General features: G+C 66.2%; 15 protein-coding genes. All 15 read left to right on the plus strand.

Annotated elements, in window-relative coordinates:
• Positions 1 to 70 precede the first annotated feature (70 nt).
• Positions 71 to 2,098, plus strand: coding sequence for a CTQ-dependent glycine oxidase GoxA (goxA, locus tag ACP150_RS06505; RefSeq protein WP_424965751.1), 2,028 nt, complete (start codon positions 71 to 73; stop codon positions 2,096 to 2,098).
• Positions 2,095 to 3,177 (plus strand): glycine oxidase maturase GoxB, encoded by a 1,083-nt coding sequence (gene goxB, locus ACP150_RS06510; RefSeq protein ID WP_424965752.1) that lies wholly within the window; start codon positions 2,095 to 2,097, stop codon positions 3,175 to 3,177. Before goxA ends, goxB begins: the two co-directional genes overlap by 4 nt.
• A 135-nt stretch (positions 3,178 to 3,312) precedes the next feature.
• The gene (locus tag ACP150_RS06515; RefSeq protein WP_424965753.1) at positions 3,313 to 4,479 is read left to right on the plus strand and encodes a peptidoglycan glycosyltransferase FtsW; all 1,167 of its coding nucleotides are present in this window, start codon (positions 3,313 to 3,315) and stop codon (positions 4,477 to 4,479) included.
• Between the two features lie 3 nt (positions 4,480 to 4,482).
• A complete protein-coding gene (locus tag ACP150_RS06520) occupies positions 4,483 to 5,595 on the plus strand; it encodes a UDP-N-acetylglucosamine--N-acetylmuramyl-(pentapeptide) pyrophosphoryl-undecaprenol N-acetylglucosamine transferase (RefSeq protein WP_424965755.1) in 1,113 nt (370 codons plus the stop codon).
• 49 nt (positions 5,596 to 5,644) lie between these two features.
• Positions 5,645 to 7,039, plus strand: a complete 1,395-nt coding sequence (gene murC, locus ACP150_RS06525; RefSeq protein ID WP_424966026.1) for a UDP-N-acetylmuramate--L-alanine ligase — start codon at positions 5,645 to 5,647, stop codon at positions 7,037 to 7,039.
• A gap of 58 nt (positions 7,040 to 7,097) precedes the next feature.
• Positions 7,098 to 7,364 (plus strand): DUF2484 family protein, encoded by a 267-nt coding sequence (locus tag ACP150_RS06530; RefSeq protein WP_424965756.1) that lies wholly within the window; start codon positions 7,098 to 7,100, stop codon positions 7,362 to 7,364.
• The gene (gene murB, locus ACP150_RS06535; RefSeq protein WP_424965757.1) at positions 7,361 to 8,287 is read left to right on the plus strand and encodes a UDP-N-acetylmuramate dehydrogenase; all 927 of its coding nucleotides are present in this window, start codon (positions 7,361 to 7,363) and stop codon (positions 8,285 to 8,287) included. The genes ACP150_RS06530 and murB overlap by 4 nt, the downstream gene beginning before the upstream one ends.
• A gap of 58 nt (positions 8,288 to 8,345) precedes the next feature.
• Positions 8,346 to 9,272, plus strand: a complete 927-nt coding sequence (locus ACP150_RS06540) for a D-alanine--D-alanine ligase (RefSeq protein ID WP_424965758.1) — start codon at positions 8,346 to 8,348, stop codon at positions 9,270 to 9,272.
• Positions 9,260 to 10,153 (plus strand): cell division protein FtsQ/DivIB, encoded by an 894-nt coding sequence (locus ACP150_RS06545; protein ID WP_424965760.1) that lies wholly within the window; start codon positions 9,260 to 9,262, stop codon positions 10,151 to 10,153. Before ACP150_RS06540 ends, ACP150_RS06545 begins: the two co-directional genes overlap by 13 nt.
• Complete coding sequence (gene ftsA / locus ACP150_RS06550) at positions 10,150 to 11,484, plus strand: cell division protein FtsA (RefSeq protein ID WP_424965761.1); 1,335 nt, start codon at positions 10,150 to 10,152, stop codon at positions 11,482 to 11,484. The genes ACP150_RS06545 and ftsA overlap by 4 nt, the downstream gene beginning before the upstream one ends.
• Before the next feature lie 563 nt (positions 11,485 to 12,047).
• The gene (gene ftsZ / locus ACP150_RS06555; RefSeq protein ID WP_424965762.1) at positions 12,048 to 13,658 is read left to right on the plus strand and encodes a cell division protein FtsZ; all 1,611 of its coding nucleotides are present in this window, start codon (positions 12,048 to 12,050) and stop codon (positions 13,656 to 13,658) included.
• Between the two features lie 217 nt (positions 13,659 to 13,875).
• Complete coding sequence (lpxC, locus tag ACP150_RS06560) at positions 13,876 to 14,796, plus strand: UDP-3-O-acyl-N-acetylglucosamine deacetylase (RefSeq protein ID WP_424965763.1); 921 nt, start codon at positions 13,876 to 13,878, stop codon at positions 14,794 to 14,796.
• Positions 14,797 to 14,961: 165 nt separating this feature from the next.
• Positions 14,962 to 15,801, plus strand: coding sequence for an outer membrane protein assembly factor BamD (locus tag ACP150_RS06565; protein ID WP_424965764.1), 840 nt, complete (start codon positions 14,962 to 14,964; stop codon positions 15,799 to 15,801).
• A 100-nt stretch (positions 15,802 to 15,901) separates the two neighbouring features.
• The gene (recN, locus tag ACP150_RS06570; protein ID WP_424965765.1) at positions 15,902 to 17,563 is read left to right on the plus strand and encodes a DNA repair protein RecN; all 1,662 of its coding nucleotides are present in this window, start codon (positions 15,902 to 15,904) and stop codon (positions 17,561 to 17,563) included.
• A 185-nt stretch (positions 17,564 to 17,748) separates the two neighbouring features.
• Complete coding sequence (locus tag ACP150_RS06575; protein ID WP_424965766.1) at positions 17,749 to 19,437, plus strand: chloride channel protein; 1,689 nt, start codon at positions 17,749 to 17,751, stop codon at positions 19,435 to 19,437.
• The last annotated feature ends 20 nt before the right edge of the window (positions 19,438 to 19,457 follow it).

The following is a 19,457-nucleotide window of genomic DNA, read 5'->3' on the forward strand; positions in this document are numbered from 1 at the left end:
GCTCCGTATTGCTTTTTCAGCCTGATGCGCCGACGGTTGCTGGATACACTTATTCATTCAGGGGCGCATTGTGTCAGACCAAAAAACAGTTCCCTCTCGCCGGCAATTTCTCGGCATGGCGTCCAGCGCGGCATTGATCGCGGGCGCCCCGTGGCCCGCCATGGCCCGCCTCGACCCACAGGCCGCCTATGCACCCGCCCCGGCGGGGGCCAGCGTGGCCAAGGTCCGGATCTATCCCGCCATCGGTATTTGCCGTGTGGGTGGCTCGGAAAACTGGTTCCTCGCGCCCGAAGTGCCCGGTCTGCCCCCGATGCCCGAGGATGGGCTGTTCAAGGATGGCGGCGAGCGGATCAAGAAGCAGGTCCAGCGCTTCCGCGTCTATGCCTTTGATGCCGAGGATCAGGTGATTGGCGAAGTCATCGGCGACGAGATCAACTGGGGCGTCCATCTCGCCAATACCAAGGCCAATTGGTACGGGTTCAACAACCCGCTCGACAATGGCGATCTGGCCCCCGGGCTGCCGTCTAAGAAGCGAAATCAGTATTTCGTCTCTAACGCGGACCGCGAAGAGAACCTGTTGATCGATGGCGGCGCGCGGCAGATCACCGGCGCCAGCACCAATGCCGATGGCGGCGATCCGGCCTACCGGTTCGAGGGCACGTTCTGGGGCGGCCAGCCCGATGCGATCCAAGTCGGGCTGGGGCAGTTGCGGACGGATCCCGATGGCCGCCTTCTGGTGGTGCCGCCCGATGGCGTGTCGGATTCGCCGAGCGATGCGGCGATCACCAGCTTTGCCGACAATGACGCCTGGCATGACGATTGGTGCGACGGGCCGGTGACCGCGCAGGTCGAGATCGACGGTCAGACCTTCGAGGCCGAACCGGCCTGGGTTGCCTGCGTCGGCCCGAATTTCGCCCCCGAGATCCCTCCGATCACCACGCTCTACGATGTGATCGCGGATATGAACGTGCAGGAAGGCTGGACCGCGGCGCCCGCGCTGCCGCTGTCCTTCATGACTCATATCTATCCCACCTTCCGGCGCGTGGCGCTGATGGAATGGGTGACCCAGGCGGCCAATCTGCGGCAGGGCTGGATGTCCATCGGCGATCTCGGCGATCCGGCTTATGTGGCGCAGCTTGCCAACCCGGACCCGGCCAATGCCGCCCTGCGCCAGAGTGTCTTCGCCCTGTTCCGCAACCCCGACAATCTCAGCGATACGGCCTATGTCGAAGAGCAGGTGAAGATCCCCTATATGCTCGGCGACGGGGTGAATTTCGACGGCAGCCCCCTGCAATGGTTCCAGTTTCCCAAGCTGCAATACGACATGCTGCGGGCCTGGGCGGCCGGGGACTTTGTCGATGATTACACCGGACAGGTCGCCGAGGATGTGGTCGCCGATTACAGCAGCTTCGACGAGATCCCGGTGGCGCTGCAGCCCGGTGCGCTGACACAGGCCGCGCTCGAGCCCTGTTCAGGGGGCGCGTTCCATCCGGGGGTGGAGCTGACCTACTACCTCCGCCTCAAGGAGATGTATGCCCGCAACTACGACACGACCGCCGAGCCCTTCCGCATTGCCCATGGGGACCGGCCGAGCCTGAACCAGGATCTCGGACGGTTGCTGACCCCTGAGATCGCCTTCGAAGGGTTCAACGGCACGCCGCCCGCGATCGGGCCACAGATGCCCGGGGATCTGACCCGTTGGATGGGGCTGCCCTGGCAATGCGATGCGTTCAGTTGTCAGCAGGTGCTGATGCAGCAGAACTTCCCGACAGCGGTCTGGTGGCCGGCGCTCCTGCCCATCGATGTGTTGCCCGAGCCCTATTACACCGCCGGGCTGGACGAGACCCTGACCGACGAGGCCCGCGCCAAGTTCTTTGCCAACCGGGTGAGCTGGTCGCGCGGCGTGGCCGGGATCGGTTATCACGCCAATGCCAGCTATTGGGACGGGATCACCAACATGATCACCCTGTGGGAGCGGATGGGCTTTGTCCTGCGCAAACCGTCGCCCTCGGGGGATGTGTTTGTCGAGGTGGAGCATGGCAACAACCTCGAGGCGCGGTTCAACTGGACGCCGAGCCAGGGGATGCTGCCCAATTGATCCATCCGGTCGCTGTGATTGGCGGGGGGCTTGCCGGGGCGGCGGCGGCCCTGCGTCTGGCGCAGGCCGGGATCTGCCCGATCTGGATCGCACCGCGGCGGGCCGAGGACTTCAAGCCCGGCGAGCATCTGAGCGCAGCGGCGATCCCGCTGCTCAAGGCGCTGGGCTCGGACGCGCTCCTGCGGGCCGAGGTACACCGGCTCGCCCACAGCACCTATTCCGCTTGGGGCAGTGAGACACTGATCGCCCGGGATGCGATCCTGCATCTGGACGGCCCGCCCATCGTGCTGGATCGTGGCGCGTTCGAGGACGCGCTGACCGCGCAGGCGCTGGCCGCTGGGGCAAAGCGCATCGACCAGAATGTCACGGCACTGCGCGTCGCGGGCCGTCACTGGCAGCTCGAGACAGAGGCGGGCGAGATCCGCGCCGGGTTTGTGTTTGATGCGACCGGGCGCAAGGCGCTGGTGGCGGCGCGCTGCGCACCACGCTTTGCGGCGGACCGGCTCGGGTGCCAATACGCGGTCTTCTCGCGATCCGGCACCACGCCACCACGCCCGGTCACCCTGATCGAGGCCGAGGCCCGGGGCTGGTGGTATCTCTCGGCGCTGGCGGATGGTCGGGCGGTGGTCAATTTCTACACCGATACGGACCTGCCCGCCTTCGAGAACGCGGCGCTGGCTTCGCAGGCGCGGCAGACCAGAGCCATCGGGGCCTATCTCGCGGGATACGGGTTCGCGCATTGCGGTCCGGTGCGGCGGATCGCGACGAACAGCACATGGATCGCCCCGGCCATCGGCGAAGGCTGGGTGGCCATCGGGGATGCCGCGGCGGCCTTCGATCCGCTGTCCTCCCATGGCATGACCACCGCGCTCTGGACTGCCATTCAGGCTGCGGAAGCCTTCATCGCGCAGGACCGGGCCGCGATGCAGACCTATGCCGAAAGCGTGGCCAATGGCGTGCAGGACTATCTCAGGGCCCGCCGCGAGGTCTATGCCCGCGAAGCCCGCTGGCCTGACAGCCCCTTCTGGGCACGGCGCCATGCCGACATGCCAGCCAGCCCCGAGGCCGAAACCGCCTGAGCCGACACCCTCGGCATGGCCTCGCGACAGTTTGAGACAAATTCGCAATGTCTGGCTTTGCGAGGTCGCATCGTGTACGCTTTGCCACAGACCCGGAAAACGGGCGTTTCGACTGAGGCATAGGCGGTAGTTTCGATGACTGAGATGGTGTACGGCACCGTCCGGCCCAGCGCGCGGGAACCCATTCTCCCGCGGTGGTGGCGGACCGTGGACAAAGGCGCATTGCTGGCGATCCTGGGGCTTTTCGCGATCGGGCTCTTGCTCGGATTGGCGGCCTCGCCGCCCCTGGCCACGCGCAACGGCCTGCCGCCCTTTCACTATGTTCAACGTCAGATGATCTTTGGTGGCGCGGCGCTCAGCGTCATGCTGCTTCTGTCGCTTTGCGATCCGAAACAGATCCGGCGCATGGGCACCCTGCTGTTTCTGGGGGCCTTTATCGCGCTGGCCTTCCTGCCGCTTTTCGGAACGGATTTCGGCAAAGGGGCCACGCGTTGGTATTCGCTGGGCTTTGCCAGCGTGCAGCCGTCGGAATTTCTCAAGCCCGGATTCATCATCCTCTCGGCCTGGCTGCTCGCCGCCGCGCAAGAGATCAATGGCCCGCCGGGGCGCAGCCTGTCACTCGGAATCACGCTGGCCGTGGTCGGCCTGCTGGTGATCCAGCCGGATTTCGGGCAGGCCTGCCTGATCCTCTTTGGCTGGGCCTCCATGTATTTCGTGGCCGGGGCCTCCATGGTGCTGGTTGTGTCCCTCGTAGCCGCGGTCGGTCTGGGCGGGATCGCCGCCTACAACCTGTCAGAGCATTTCCAGCGTCGGATCGACGGGTTCCTGTCCTCGGATCTCGACCCCACGACCCAGCTTGGCTACGCGACCAACGCGATCCGCGAAGGCGGGTTCTTTGGCGTCGGCGTGGGCGAGGGGCAGGTGAAATGGGTGCTGCCCGATGCCCATACGGATTTCATCATCGCGGTCGCCGCCGAGGAATATGGCGTCCTTCTGGTGATGGTGATCATCGCGCTCTATGCCACCGTGGTGCTGCGCAGCCTCTGGCGGCTGATGCGCGAGCGGGATCCCTTTGCGCGTCTGGCAGGCACCGGCCTGACCCTGCTCTTTGCCGCACAGGCGATCATCAATATGGGCGTGGCCGTGCGGATGCTGCCGGCCAAGGGGATGACCTTGCCCCTTGTCAGCTATGGCGGATCGTCGCTCATCGCGACGGGGATCGCGCTGGGCTTCCTTTTGGCCTTTACCCGGAGCCGTCCCCAAGGGCAGATCGAGGACATTCTGATCAAGCGAGGACGATAGGCGATGGGACCGGGGGCACCCCTTTTGGTGATAGCGGCAGGCGGCACGGGCGGGCATATGTTCCCGGCTCAGGCGCTGGCCGAGGCGATGCTGCGCAAGGGCTGGCGGGTGAAGCTGGTCACGGATGCGCGTGGCGCCCGCTATACCGGTGGCTTTCCCCATGTGGTCGAGATTGTCGAGAAATCCTCGGCCACCTTCGCGCGGGGCGGCGTGCTCGCCAAGGCGATGGTACCCCTGCGGATCGCGGGTGGTGTGGTCTCGGCGCTGGCCGATATGCTCCGCGATCGGCCTGCAATGGTGGTCGGCTTCGGCGGCTATCCGGCGATCCCGGCCATGGCGGCGGCGACCCTGCTGCGCCTGCCTCGGATGATCCATGAACAAAACGGAGTGCTGGGCCGGGTGAACGAGCTCTTTGCCAAGCGCGTCGATGCGGTGGCCTGCGGCACCTGGCCCACGGACCTGCCCGAGGGGGTGGAGGGTCAGCCCACGGGCAACCCCGTCCGCGGCGCGATCCTCGAACGCGCTGGCGCCCCCTATATCCCGCCCGGGGACTGGCCGCTGAGCCTTCTGGTGCTGGGCGGCAGTCAGGGGGCGCGGATCCTGTCCGATGTGCTGCCCGAGGCGGTCGCACATCTGCCAGCTGCCTTGCGCGACCGGATCCGCGTCGCCCATCAGGCCCGGGCCGAAGACCTCGACCGGGTGGTCGCGGCCTATACCACGGCCGGGATCAAGGCCGAGGTGAAGACCTTTTTCAATGATGTGCCGACCCGCATGTCCGAGGCGCAGCTTGTCGTCTCGCGCTCGGGCGCGTCCACGGTGGCGGACCTGACGGTGATCGGCCGCCCGTCGATCCTCGTGCCCTTTGCGGCTGCTGCCGCGGATCACCAGACAGCCAATGCGCGCGGGTTGGTCGAGGCAGGGGCCGCGATCCTGATCCCCGAGAGCAAGCTCGATCCGGCAACACTTGCCGACCAAATTTCCCTGATCCTCGACAATCCCGACGGCGCGGTGCAGATGGCCCATGCCGCGCTGGGTGTGGGGCATCCGGACGCCACCGAACGCCTGGTGGACCTTGTCGACCACCTCGCCGCGCCGCCCGCCCAGGTTGCCGCCTGAGCACCCGAAACCGCCAGAGACCCAAGGACCGATGAAAGACAGTTTTGTTATGAACGCCGCCACGAAACTTCCGACCCAGCTTGGGGCCATTCATTTCACCGGGATTGGCGGCATTGGCATGTCCGGCATTGCCGAAGTGCTGCTGACCCATGGCTACACAGTGCAGGGCTCGGACCTGAAGCCGTCCAAGATCACCGACCGGCTGGAACGTCTGGGCGCGCGGATCTTCATCGGGCAGGTGGCCGAGAACCTCGAGGATGCGGAGGTCGTCGTGATCTCTTCGGCGATCAAGCCGGGCAATCCCGAGTTAGAGACGGCGCGCGCGCGCGGCCTGCCAGTGGTGCGCCGGGCCGAGATGCTGGCCGAGCTGATGCGGCTCAAGTCGAATATCGCGATCGCCGGGACCCATGGCAAGACGACGACCACCACCATGGTGGCCACCCTGCTCGACAAGGGCGGGATTGATCCCACCGTGATCAATGGCGGGATCATCCATGCCTACGATTCCAACGCGCGGGCGGGCGCAGGCGAATGGATGGTGGTCGAGGCCGACGAATCCGACGGCACGTTCAACCGTTTGCCGGCCACCATCGCCGTTGTGACGAATATCGACCCTGAACATATGGAACATTGGGGCAGCTTTGAGCGGCTCAAGGACGGGTTTCACGAATTCGTATCGAACATTCCCTTCTATGGGCTCGCCGTCTGCTGCACCGACCATCCGGAGGTGCAGGCGCTGGTGGGGCGGATCACCGATCGCCGGGTCATGACCTTTGGCTTCAACACCCAGGCGGATGTGCGGGCGGTCAACCTGACCTACAAATCCGGCGTGGCGCATTTCGACATCCTGCTGCGCAATGAGGGGCAGGTCATCTCGGGCTGCACTCTGCCCATGCCCGGGGATCACAACGTCTCCAACGCGCTGGCCGCCGTGGCCGTGGCCCGGCATCTGGGCATGAAGATCGACGAGATCCGCGCCGCGCTGGCCGGGTTTGCCGGTGTCAATCGCCGCTTCACCAAGGTCGCCGAGATCGACGGGGTCACCATCATCGACGATTACGGCCACCACCCGGTGGAGATCGCCGCCGTGCTCAAGGCCGCGCGGCAGGCCAGCGAAGGGCGCGTTATCGCCGTGCATCAGCCGCACCGCTATTCGCGGCTCGCGAGCCTCTTTGAGGAGTTCTGCACCTGCTTCAACGAGGCGGATGTGGTCGGCATCTCCGAGGTGTTCTCGGCCGGTGAGGACCCGATCGAGGGCGCGTCGCGCGATGATCTGGTGGCAGGGCTGGTTGCCCATGGCCATCGACACGCGGTGGCGGTGCCCAATGAGGACGCGCTCGAGGCGCTGGTGCGGGCCGAGGCCAAGCCGGGGGACATCGTGGTCTGCCTCGGGGCGGGTACAATCTCGGCCTGGGCGCACAGCCTGCCCAAACGCATGAGCTGAGGGGCTTGCCCCCGCGCCCGGTTTGATGGCCTAACAGGGCCGTTCGCGGAGACCTGCTGTGCCCACCGATTTCCCTTTGTCACTGACGCTGTTCTGCGTCTGGATCGTGACCGCCACGGTGATTGCCATGATGCCCGGGCGGTATCACTGGCCGGGCGCCTACGGCCTGATGGCGCTGCTGGTCCCGCTTCTGGGCTATATCTGGGTGGATCTGGGGGGCTGGTACGCGCTGGCGGCGCTGGTCGCGGCGGCCTCGGTCCTGCGCTGGCCGGTGCGCTTTGCGATCCGCTGGCTGCGCGCCCGCGTGACAGGAGATCCGAAATGACCGAATTGCGGGGCACTCTGACCGAGAACCGTACCCTGGCCGATCTGACATGGCTGCGCGTGGGCGGGCCAGCGGATGCGCTCTATCAGCCCGCGGATGCCGAGGATCTGGCCGCCTTCCTGCGCGCCGATCCCGCGCGCGAAATCTTCGTCATGGGGGTCGGGTCGAACCTGATCGTGCGCGATGGCGGGATCCGGGCGACGGTGATCCGGCTGGGGCGCGGGTTCAACGGGATCGAGATCGACGGCACCACAGTGCGCGCCGGGGCCGCGGCGCTGGACGCTCATGTGGCGCGCAAGGCCGCCACGGCTGGGGTCGACCTGACCTTTCTGCGCACGATCCCGGGCAGTATCGGCGGGGCCGTCGCGATGAATGCGGGCTGCTATGGCAGCTACATGGCCGATGTGGTCCGCGAGGTTGAGCTAATCACGCGAGGGGGCGAGACCCTGCGCCTCGCGCCCGAGGATCTGAACTTCCGCTATCGGCAGAGCGATCTGCCAGCGGGGGCCGTCATTACCGCCGTAACTCTGGAGGGCGCGCCAGGCGATCCGGCAACGCTCGAGGCGCGGATGACCGAACAGCTCGCCAAGCGCGACGCGACCCAGCCCACCAAGGACCGCACCGCCGGATCCACCTTTCGCAATCCGGCGGGCTTCAGCTCCACCGGGCGGGCGGATGACACCCATGAGGCCAAGGCCTGGGCCGTGATCGATGCCGCTGGCCTGCGCGGAGCCATGCGCGGCGGGGCGCAGATGTCGCCCAAGCACCCGAACTTTCTGGTGAATACCGGAACGGCGACGGCGGCCGAGCTCGAATCCCTCGGCGAAGAAGTGCGAAAAAAGGTTTTCCAAGCCACCGGCCATTCGCTACACTGGGAGGTGATCCGCATCGGAACCTCCGGGCGGAGCCACCCCGAAAAATAGCCCATTCAAAAGGGCAGGGGTCTGAGCAGCTACGAAACCGCAAGAGTTTCGAAAATATATGAGGCGGGACGTGTCGAGCAGGACATCGCCCAAGGTCGTGATGCTGATGGGTGGCCCATCGGCCGAGCGCGAGGTTTCCCTCGTCTCGGGTCGCGAATGCGCGTCTGCCTTGCGAAGCGAAGGCTTCGACGTGACCGAGCTGGATGCCGGGCCCGACCTTGTTGCCGACCTGAAATCCCTGACACCCGATGTGGTCTTCAATGCGCTCCATGGTCGTTGGGGCGAGGATGGCTGCGTGCAGGGCCTGCTGGAATGGTTGCGGATCCCCTATACCCATTCGGGCGTGCTCGCCTCGGCGCTGGCCATGGACAAGGAACGCTCCAAGGCGGCCTATGCGGTGGCCGGATTGCCCATCGCCACGAGTGGGCTCTATTCCAAGGCCGAGATCGCAGCGGGCCATGTGATGCCGCCGCCTTATGTGATCAAGCCCTTTAACGAGGGCTCTTCGGTCGGCGTCCTGCTGGTCGAGGAGGGGGACGAGACGCCCCCGGACTTGCCCGACGCCATGCCCGACATACTGATGGTCGAGGCGTTCATTCCCGGGCGCGAGCTGACCGTGACCGTGCAGGGCGACCGCGCGCTCTGCGTCACCGATATCGTCACCGATGGCTGGTATGATTACGACGCGAAATACGTCCCCGGCGGCTCGCACCATGTGCTGCCCGCGGATCTGCCGCGCGATGTCTATGACGCCTGCATGTCCCATGCGGAAACCGCCCATCGCGTGCTGGGCTGTCGCGGCGTGTCGCGGACGGATTTCCGCTGGGACCCCCGGCGCAGCCTTGATGGGCTGGCCCTGCTCGAGACCAACACCCAGCCGGGCATGACGCCCACCTCTCTTACTCCGGAACAGGCCCAGCATGCGGGCCTCGATTTCGGAGCCTTTTGCCGCTGGATCCTGGAGGATGCCTCATGCGATCGCTGATCCGACGCCGCGCCAGGATTGATCGGCCGGACCCCGCACCCTCGCGGCTGGCCTACCGGGTGCAGCGCCTGCTGCTGACGCCGCTGTTTCATTCGATCCTGCGCGTGGGGATCCCCGCGTTCCTGATCGCCTTTGGCGCCGGCTGGCTCATGCGCAATGAGACCTTGCGCGAGGACCTGATGGCCGAAGTGCTCGCGATCCGCACCTCGATCGAGAACCGTCCGGAATTCATGGTTGCGGCCATGGCGATTACCGGTGCCTCGGAAGAGCTGATCGAGGATATCCACGAGGTCGTCCCGATCGATTTTCCGATCACCTCATTCGCGCTCGATCTCGACGCGATGCGCGATGTGGTGCTGGGGCTGGATGCGGTGGCGGATGTGGATCTGTCGATCCAGTCCGCCGGGATCCTCGCCGTGGATATCGTCGAACGCACGCCGGCGGTGGTCTGGCAAACCCGCCAGACCCTCGAAATCCTCGATGCGGAAGGCCACCGCGTGGGCCCGATCGAGTCCCGCGCTGCCCATGCGGCCCTGCCGCTCGTGGCGGGGGAGGGCGGCGATCGCGCCGTCCCCGAGGCGCTACGCCTCCTGGCCATGGCCGACGAGCTGGAAGGCCGGGTGATCGGGCTGCAACGCATGGGCGCACGCCGCTGGGACGTGGTCCTGACCGAGGACCAGCGGATCCTGCTGCCCGAAACCGGGGCCGAGCTGGCGCTGGCCCGGGTCATGGCGCTCGACGCCGCCCAAGAGCTTTTTGACCGGGACATTTCGGCGGTGGATATGCGCCTGCCGGACCGTCCGACCATCCGCCTCAATCCCGACGCGCTCGATGCCCTCTGGGACATCCGCGGCCTGTCTACCATCAGGAGCGACCAATGAGAGACCTGTATTCAGCGCAACGTGCCATGCGAAACATGCGGCAGGTGGCGATGCAGCGGGGCGTCGTCGCAGTGCTCGATATCGGCACCTGGAAGGTCGCCTGTCTGGTGCTGAAATTCGACGGCCCCGAACCCGACAGCGAGAGCGACGGTGTCGGCACCATGGCGGGCCAGTCGCGGTTCCGTGTGATCGGTGCGTCCCACACCCGGTCGCGCGGTATCCGGTTCGGCGAGATCGACGGGATGGTCGAAGCCGAGCGGGCGATCCGCACCGCCCTGCAGGGCGCACAGAAGATGGCGCAGGTTCGGGTGGATCACGTGATCGCCAGCTTCTCGGGCGCCGAGCCGCGGTCCTATGGCGTCTCCGGGCAGGTCGAGATCGCAGGCGAGGCGGTCTCTGAGCAGGACATCGCCCAGGTGCTGGCGCGCTCGAACCTGCCGGAATTCGGTGACACGCGAGAGGTTCTGCACGCCCAGCCGGTGAATTTCGCGCTCGACCATCGCTCAGGCCTGAACGACCCACGCGGGCAGATCGGCAACCGGCTTGTGGCGGATATGCATGTCCTGACCGTCGAACAGGCGGCGATCCAGAACCTGCTCTATGCGGTGAAGCGCTGCGATCTGGAGCTGGCGGGGCTCGCCTCCTCCTCCTATGTCTCGGGCGTTTCGGCGCTGGTTGAGGATGAGCGCGAACTGGGCGCGGCCTGCATCGATCTCGGGGCCGGCAGCACGGGCGTGTCGATCTTTCTCAAGAAACACATGATCTACGCCGATAGCGTGCGGTTGGGCGGTGAGCATATCACCTCGGACATCTCCAAGGGGCTCTCGATCTCTCACAGCTTCGCCGAACGGCTCAAGACCCTCTATGGTGGGGTGCTGGCTACCGGCATGGACGACCGCGAGCAGATCGAGATCACCGGCGAGACCGGCGATTGGGAGCATGACCGCCGCACCGTCAGCCGCTCGGAACTGATCGGGATCATCCGGCCCCGTGTCGAAGAGATCCTTGAGGATGTCCGCGATCGTCTCGTCGCCGCCGGGTTCGAGCAATTGCCGAGCCAGCAGATCGTGCTGACCGGCGGAGGCAGCCAGTTGCAGGGGCTCGACGGGCTCGCGGCCAAGATCCTCGGCCCGCAAGTGCGGGTCGGGCGGCCGCTTCGGGTGCGCGGCCTGCCGCAGAGCACCTGCGGCCCGGAATTCGCCTCGGTGGTCGGGCTTTGCCTGCACGCCGCCCATCCGCAGGATGAGTGGTGGGATTTCGAGATGACCCATGACCGTTACCCGGCGCGTTCGATCAAACGCGCGGTGCGCTGGGTGCGCGACAACTGGTAGGCGATCCCGGCGCTATTCGTTTCCGAATGCGCCGGAATTGTGCTGGGCCCGATTGGTTTATTCCAAATTGAATCTTGGTGAATGGGACGCGCAATGATCTGCGCGCTGACTATGCCTTCAATGCACCATCCATCGGCCTTTATAATTGCAATAGGGCCGTGCGACGGACCGCTTCGACACGCCCCCTCCGACGGGCATCTCCGCGCAAGAAACGCGTGACCTGCCGCTTGGGCTGCGATATTGTGGCGTAAGAGGCCCAAAAGGGCCCGAGAGAGGCAGAGCAGTCGCCCTCTATATCGCAAGCCCTGTCGCCCGCGCGACGCCCACGGAACCGTTTTGTCCGGCTCCGGGATAGGCATGCTTTTGACCAAACACCCCAGATTTGGGGGTTCGGGCAAGATGGGTTAAGAATTGGCGGGAATACGCCCATATTTCGCGTCTCAGGCGCAGTTTTCGGGTGACGTGGGCTCCTCCAGAGGGTACAATCTTGGGTTAATAGAGCCGTGAGCAGGGTTAACGCGCCCTTAAATAAGCGGCAAAAACAACGCAGGCGGACCTCTTTAATGACCTTGAACCTCACGATCCCCGAGCATTCCGAGCTGAAACCCCGCATCACCGTCTTCGGTGTCGGCGGTGCAGGCGGCAACGCCGTGGACAACATGATCGACAAGCAGCTCGACGGCGTCGAGTTTGTCGTGGCCAACACTGACAGCCAGGCGCTCCAGGGCTCCACGGCCCCGGCCAAAATCCAGATCGGCGCGAAAGTGACCGAAGGGCTGGGCGCAGGCGCGCGGCCCTCCGTGGGCGCATCGGCCGCCGAAGAGAGCATCGAGGAGATCGTCGATCACCTCGCGGGCGCGCACATGTGCTTCATCACCGCAGGCATGGGCGGCGGCACCGGCACCGGCGCGGCCCCGATCATCGCGCAAGCCGCGCGCGAGCTCGGCGTTCTGACCGTGGGTGTTGTGACCAAACCCTTCCAGTTCGAAGGCGCCAAGCGGATGCGCCAGGCGGAAGAGGGTGTCGAGATCCTGCAAAAGGTCGTCGACACGCTGATCATCATTCCGAACCAGAACCTGTTCCGCCTCGCCAATGAGAAAACGACCTTCACCGAGGCGTTCTCCATGGCTGATGACGTGCTCTATCAGGGCGTGAAGGGCGTGACGGACCTGATGGTTCAGCCGGGCCTGATCAACCTCGATTTCGCGGATGTCCGCGCTGTCATGGACGAGATGGGCAAAGCGATGATGGGCACGGGCGAGGCGACCGGCGAAGACCGCGCCACCCAGGCCGCCGAGAAGGCGATTGCCAACCCGCTTCTGGACGAGATCAGCTTGCGCGGCGCCAAGGGCGTTCTCATCAACATCACCGGCGGCTACGACCTCACGCTGTTCGAGCTGGACGAGGCGGCGAACCGGATCCGCGAGGAAGTCGATCCGGAAGCGAATATCATCGTCGGTTCGACCTTGGATACTTCCATGGAAGGGGCGATGCGCGTCTCCGTCGTGGCAACCGGCATCGACGCGCTTGATGTCCAGCACGATGTTCCGACCCCGCGCCGCCGTATGGCCGAGCCCCTGACCCCGCCTGCCGCCGTGGCAGCGCCCGTGGCCGAGCCCGAGCCCGCCCCGGTCTATCAGCCCGAGGTGGCTGCAGCGCCCGAGCCGGTGGAGCTGGTGATTGACGACGCGGCGGACGAGAGCCCGGCCGCATTCGAGCCTGCCGCCGAAGCCGCGCAGGAGGCGCCGGCCGAAGAGGATCTCTTCGCCGGTCTCGAAACCCGTCAGGTCGAGACCTTCCGTGCGCAGCCCGATGCCTATGACCCGAACGGGTTTGAGGCGACGGCCCCTGCCGCCGAGTATGTGGCCCCGCAACCGCGCAAGCCCGGCACGCCGACGCCCGAGACGCTTGCGCGGCTCCGGACGGCTGTGAACTCCACGAAAAACGTGGGCGCTGCCCCGGCGCGGCCCGCGCCGGAGGCCGGTGAACATGGCGAGCGCCGCGGGTTCGGGATCAACTCCCTGATCAATCGCATGACCGGTCAGGCAGGCGAAGGCCCGGCAGCAGCCGCGCCTCAGGCCCGCCCGGTGACGCAGCGTGAAGCGCCGCAACCCGTCGACCCGGAGCAGGAAAAAGTCGAAATTCCCGCCTTTCTGCGCCGCCAGGCCAACTGATTTCAGTCACGTTCGAAACATCGAAAGGCCGCCTTCGGGCGGCCTTTTCTCGTTTTGGAACAACGGGTTCCCTCGCGCTGTGTCAAGGTTGGGCGGATTTCTGCCACTGCGAAATTCCAATGTTTCACCCCGTTGCAAAGATTGAGTTGAGATAGTGCTGAACCAGCCCTTAATACACCTAAGCCGACCGCCAGAGGTGGGCATGCGAGGTGTAGAGATGCAGAAAACGCTGAAATACAAAGTGACATTCGACGGGGTTGGCCTGCATGGCGGCAAACCCGTGCGCATGATCGTGCATCCCGCATCCGCAGATTACGGCATCTGGTTCAAGCGGACGGACTGGGTGGGCTCCGACAACATGGTCGCCGCCCGCTGGGATCAGGTCGACCGCACCCCGCTCTGCACCAAGCTGCGCAATGAGGCGGGCATGACCGTCTCGACCATCGAACATGTGATGGCCGCGCTGGCCGGCTGCGGCGTGCACAACGCCCTGATCGAGCTCGACGGTCCCGAGGTTCCGATCCTCGACGGCAGCTCCGCTGAATTCGTGAGTGGCTTTCTCGCCGCCGGTATTCGCGACCTGCACGTCCCGAGCCGTATCCTGCGCGTGATGAAGGCCGTCGAAGTGCGGGACGGTGCCGTCACGGCGCGCCTCGATCCCGCGCCGGGCTTCGAGCTGCGCTTCCACATCGATTTCGAGGACACCGCGATCGGCGATCAGTCCAAGGGGCTTTCCATGGCCAATGGGGCCTTCGTGCGCGAGCTGTGTGACAGCCGCACCTTCTGCCGTCAGGCGGATGTGGATGCGATGCACGCGGCGGGTCTGGCCCTTGGTGGCACGCTGCACAACGCCGTCGTCGTGGACGGGGCCGAAGTGCTCAGCCCGGGTGGCTTCCGCCATCATGACGAAGCCGTGCGGCACAAGATGCTCGACGCTGTGGGCGACCTCGCGCTGGCCGGTGCGCCGATCTTTGGCCGCTACACCGGAGAGCGGGCGGGTCACACCATGACCAACACTCTGCTGCGGGCGCTCTTTGCGGATCCGACCAACTATGTGGTTGAAACCTGCAGTGCCAAGATGGCCGCCCGCCTGCCGGGGTCGGGCCTGCACCGCACCGATCTGCGTCTCGTCGCCTGACACCGGCGTGACCACCATCACAGGGGTGCGCCACATTGGCCGCCCCGTTTTCTTGCCGGACAGCATGTCTCTGCAACTTCCGTTTTTAACTTCCGCCAAACGTGCTAAACACCGCTCGAACGCCGCCTTTCGGGCGCGTATGTGTGAAGGTGAGCCGGGGTCGCGATGACACGCTGGGGCAGATTGCGAATTCCACTGCTGGCGGGGGCCTGTGCTCTGGCACTGGCTTCCTGCGGGCAACAACAGCCGGAGTTTCCGGCGCTCGAGGAATCGCCTCCCGACGCGATCTTCAACCGGGCCGAGTTCGAGCTTGCCGCCGACAATCTCGAGGAGGCCGCCCGCTATTTCGGCGAGGTTGAGCGGCTCTATCCCTATTCCGAGTTCGCCAAGCGCGCGCTCATCATGCAGGCCTTCACCTATCACCGGAACCGCGAATACGAGAGCAGCCGCGCCGCCGCGCAGCGCTATCTCGACTTCTATCCGGCGGATGAGGACGCGGCCTATGCCCAGTATCTGCTGGCGCTGAGCTATTATGACCAGATCGACGAGGTCGGGCGCGATCAGGGGCTGACCTTTCAGGCGCTGCAGGCCCTGCGCGCTGTGATCGAGATCTATCCCGACAGCAGCTACGCGAAATCGGCGATCCTGAAATTTGATCTCGCCTTCAACCATCTCGCCGCCAAGGAGATGGAGATCGGGCGCTACTACCTCAAGCGCGGCCATTACGCGGCGGCAATCAACCGGTTCCGCGTGGTGGTTGAGGATTTCCAAACCACGACCCACACGCCCGAAGCCCTGTTCCGGCTGGTCGAGGCCTATCTCTCCCTCGGGCTTCAGGATGAGGCCCAGACGGCGGGTGCGATTCTCGGCTTCAATTACCAGTCCACGGATTGGTACGAGGACAGCTTCGCACTCCTGACCTCGCGCGGATTGTCGCCGGATGCCGAGGGTACGGGCTGGCTCAGCACGATCTATCGGCAGATGCTGCGCGGCACCTGGCTCTGAGCCCGGATCCGAGGCCTGTGGCGGGCCGCGGAGCCTTGCAGCAGCGGGCAAAACACGGCACATCTTGAGGGACCGCGCTGTGCGGACACAAGGACAGGGTATGCTGGCGCGCCTCGACATTCGCGACATCCTCATCATCGACCATCTGGTGCTGGAGTTCCGCAGCGGGCTGAACGTGCTCACCGGCGAGACGGGCGCGGGCAAATCCATCCTGCTGGATGCGCTGGGTTTCGTGCTGGGATGGCGCGGGCGGGCGGATCTTGTCCGGCAGGGCGCGACCCAGGGCGAGGTGACGGCCCTCTTCGAGCTGCCCCCGGATCATCCTGCCTTCGCGGTTCTGGCCGAGGCGGGTTTCCCGGATCCGGAGGGCGAGTTGATCCTGCGCCGGGTGAACACGCCGGAGGGTCGTAAATCCGCCTATGTCAATGACCGGGCCTGTTCCGGGGCGGTGCTGCGGGCGCTGTCGGACGTGCTGGTCGAGCTTCACGGGCAGCAGGATGATCGCGGTCTGCTGGACCCGGCGGGCCACAAGGCGTTGCTCGATGATTTCGCAGGGCACGAGACCTTGCTGGCCGATGTCGCCCGGGCCTGGCGCGCCCGCGCCGCCGCCCGCCGTACCCTGCGCGAGGCCGAGGCCGAGGTGGCGGCGATCGCGGCCGATGAGGAGTTTCTTCGACATGCGGTGGCCGAGCTTGACGCACTCGATCCTCAGCCCGGCGAGGACGCGGTGCTCGACACGGCGCGCCGCCGGATGCAGGCCGCCGACAAGATCCGCTCGGATGTGGCGCGCGCATTGCAGGCGCTTGCCGCCCCCGATGGCGGTGCCGAGAGCCTGGTGACCGATGCGACCCGCTGGCTTGATGGCGCAGCGGCGGAGGCAGAGGGTGCGCTGGATGATGCGCTGGCCGCACTCTCGCGGGCCATGGTCGAGCTGGGGGAGGCTTCGGACGCAACCGAACGGGCACTGGACGGGCTGGGCATCGACCCGCTGGAGCTGGAACGCACAGAAGAACGGCTCTTTGCGTTGCGAGGCCTCGCCCGCAAGCACAGCGTCGCCCCGGACGCGCTGGGCGGTTTCGCCGAAACCCTGCGGGACCGTCTCGCGGCGCTGGATGCCGGGGCAGACCGGCTGGGCGATCTGCAGGAAGCGGTGCGCACGGCTGATCACGCCTATGACGCTGCCGCTGCAGCGCTCAGCGCGTCCCGCGCTGCGGCCGCCATGCGCCTCGATGGCGCCATGGCGGACGAGCTCGCCCCCCTCAAGATGGAGCGAGCCGTCTTCACCACCGCCCTGTCCGAGGGCACCGCCGGGCCGGACGGAACCGATCAGGTGACCTTCCGGGTTGCGACCAATCCGGGCGCGCCCGCGGGCCCGCTGAACAAAATCGCCTCCGGGGGGGAGCTCTCGCGGTTCCTTCTGGCGCTCAAGGTCTGCCTGACCGCCGAGGCTCGGGAGCTCACGCTGATCTTCGATGAGATCGACCGGGGCGTGGGCGGCGCCACCGCCGATGCGGTGGGCCGACGGCTGCAATCCCTCGCCGCAGAGGGTCAGGTCCTCGTGGTGACCCATTCCCCGCAGGTCGCAGCACTCGGCGCGCATCACTGGCGCGTCGAGAAAACCGTCGAGGCGGACACGACCCTGTCCCGGGTGATCCCGCTGGCCCGGACGGACCGGGTGGACGAGATCGCGCGGATGATCTCCGGCGATGTGGTCACCGAGGCGGCCCGCGCCGCTGCCCGCGCCTTGCTCAAGGCTGCCTGAACCAACCCTACCCCCCCCGCAAACCACCCGGTCGCCCGCCATACCCGACACGGAACGTTGCGGCTCCGAAACATTGATCACCCTTGCCCGGCGCGACAGGGCGCGCCCTTGGTCTCGCGCGCGCGACGGCGTAGCGTGAGGGCGTCGTTTCTCCTGCCCGTCGCAAGGACGGTGGCCCGCGCCTCATGTCGAACCCGCCCCAAGGTTTCTTCGCCCAGCAACGCGCTGCGCTGCGCAGCAGCTGGCACCGCATGGTTGCGACCGTGCGCCGCCAGGGGCCGAGCCAGATCCAGTTCTGGTTCATCGCCCTCGCCGTGGGGATCGCCGCAGGCTTCGTGGCGCTGCTCTTTCGCAAGGGGATCATCTGGCTCCAGACCCTGATGTACGGCCATGAGGATGTGCGCGCCCTGTTGGCCCATGCGGACGGGCTGCCCTGGTACTGGCTGGTGATCGTGCCGACCCTCGGCGGCCTTGCGGTGGGCATTCTGCTTCATGTTTTCACCAATGACGGGCGCGTGCGCTCGGTGGCGGATGTGATCGAGGGTGCGGCCCTCCATGAGGGCCGGGTCGAAAAGCGGGCGGGCCTCGCCTCGGCCCTGGCCTCCTGGATCACGCTGTCGACCGGGGGCTCCACCGGGCGGGAGGGGCCGGTCGTCCACCTGGCTGCCGTGATCTCGAGCTGGGTCAGCAACCGGATCCATGCCGACGGGATCACCGGACGCGACCTGCTGGGCTGCGCGGTGGCCGCCGCCGTCTCGGCCTCGTTCAACGCCCCGATCGCCGGCGCGCTCTTCGCGCTCGAGGTGGTGCTGCGCCATTTCGCTGTCCACGCCTTTGCCCCCATCGTCATCGCCTCGGTCGCTGGCACGGTGATCAACCGGCTCGAGTTTGGCGATGTCACCGAGTTCTCCCTGCCGGACGCCACCGCGCTGGCGTTCTATATCGAGCTTCCGGCCTTCCTTCTTCTGGGACTCGTCTCGGGGGTCATCGCGGTGATTCTGATGAAATCCGTTTTCTGGACCGAGGATCTGGGCAATTACCTGCAGGCCCGCACGGGGCTGCCGCGCTACCTGCGCCCGGCCTGCGCGGGGCTCCTGCTGGGCGGTCTCGCCATCTGGTTTCCGCATATCATCGGCGTCGGCTACGAGACGACGACCAACGCCCTGACCGGGCAGCTTCTGCTCCATGAGGCGATCGTCTTTGCCATCCTCAAGGTCATTGCCGTGGCCATCACCATGGCCGGGCGCATGGGGGGCGGGATCTTCTCGCCCTCGCTGATGGTCGGGGCGCTGACCGGACTGGCCTTCGGGATGATCGCCACCAGCGTCTTCCCGGATGTCTCGGGCTCCGAAGTGCTCTATGCGCTGGCGGGAATGGGGGCCGTGGCCGCCGCTGTCCTGGGCGCGCCGATCTCGACGACGCTGATCGTGTTCGAGCTGACCGGCGACTGGCAGACGGGCCTTGCGGTGATGGTGGCGGTGTCGCTCTCCACGGCGCTGGCCAGCCGGATGGTGGACCGGTCCTTCTTTCTCACCCAGCTCGAGCGCCGCGATGTCCATCTGGCCGCCGGGCCGCAGGCCTATCTGCTCAGCACCGTGCGGATCCTCAAGATCATGCGCCCCATGGGCCATCCTCGCGCCGCCGAGGAGGCGACCTGCTGGGATCTGATCGGGGAGGGGGTCTATTTCGACGGCAATGCCAGTCTCGAAACCGCGATGCCGGTCTTTGACCGGGCCAATCACGACTACATCCCCGTGGTCAGCCTCGGCGGCGAGGACACACCGCCCCAACTTCTGGGGGCACTCTTTCAGGTGGATGCGCTCAAGGCGCTGAACCGGGCCCTAGCCGAAACCGCCGCCGAAGAGCACTCGTAGAAAAGGCGCGCCCCGGAGGA

The organism is Dinoroseobacter sp. S375, assembly GCF_049800775.1.
Classification (GTDB): domain Bacteria; phylum Pseudomonadota; class Alphaproteobacteria; order Rhodobacterales; family Rhodobacteraceae; genus Dinoroseobacter.

Excerpts from the sequence above, each read along its gene's own strand:
- ACP150_RS06515 (WP_424965753.1), top strand. The coding sequence starts at position 3,313 with ATGACTGAGATGGTGTACGGCACCGTCCGGCCCAGCGCGCGGGAACCC.
- ACP150_RS06520 (WP_424965755.1), top strand. The coding sequence starts at position 4,483 with ATGGGACCGGGGGCACCCCTTTTGGTGATAGCGGCAGGCGGCACGGGC.
- murC (WP_424966026.1), top strand. The coding sequence starts at position 5,645 with ATGAACGCCGCCACGAAACTTCCGACCCAGCTTGGGGCCATTCATTTC.
- murB (WP_424965757.1), top strand. The coding sequence starts at position 7,361 with ATGACCGAATTGCGGGGCACTCTGACCGAGAACCGTACCCTGGCCGAT.
- ACP150_RS06540 (WP_424965758.1), top strand. The coding sequence starts at position 8,346 with ATGAGGCGGGACGTGTCGAGCAGGACATCGCCCAAGGTCGTGATGCTG.
- ACP150_RS06545 (WP_424965760.1), top strand. The coding sequence starts at position 9,260 with ATGCGATCGCTGATCCGACGCCGCGCCAGGATTGATCGGCCGGACCCC.
- ftsA (WP_424965761.1), top strand. The coding sequence starts at position 10,150 with ATGAGAGACCTGTATTCAGCGCAACGTGCCATGCGAAACATGCGGCAG.
- ftsZ (WP_424965762.1), top strand. The coding sequence starts at position 12,048 with ATGACCTTGAACCTCACGATCCCCGAGCATTCCGAGCTGAAACCCCGC.
- lpxC (WP_424965763.1), top strand. The coding sequence starts at position 13,876 with ATGCAGAAAACGCTGAAATACAAAGTGACATTCGACGGGGTTGGCCTG.
- ACP150_RS06565 (WP_424965764.1), top strand. The coding sequence starts at position 14,962 with ATGACACGCTGGGGCAGATTGCGAATTCCACTGCTGGCGGGGGCCTGT.
- recN (WP_424965765.1), top strand. The coding sequence starts at position 15,902 with ATGCTGGCGCGCCTCGACATTCGCGACATCCTCATCATCGACCATCTG.
- ACP150_RS06575 (WP_424965766.1), top strand. The coding sequence starts at position 17,749 with ATGTCGAACCCGCCCCAAGGTTTCTTCGCCCAGCAACGCGCTGCGCTG.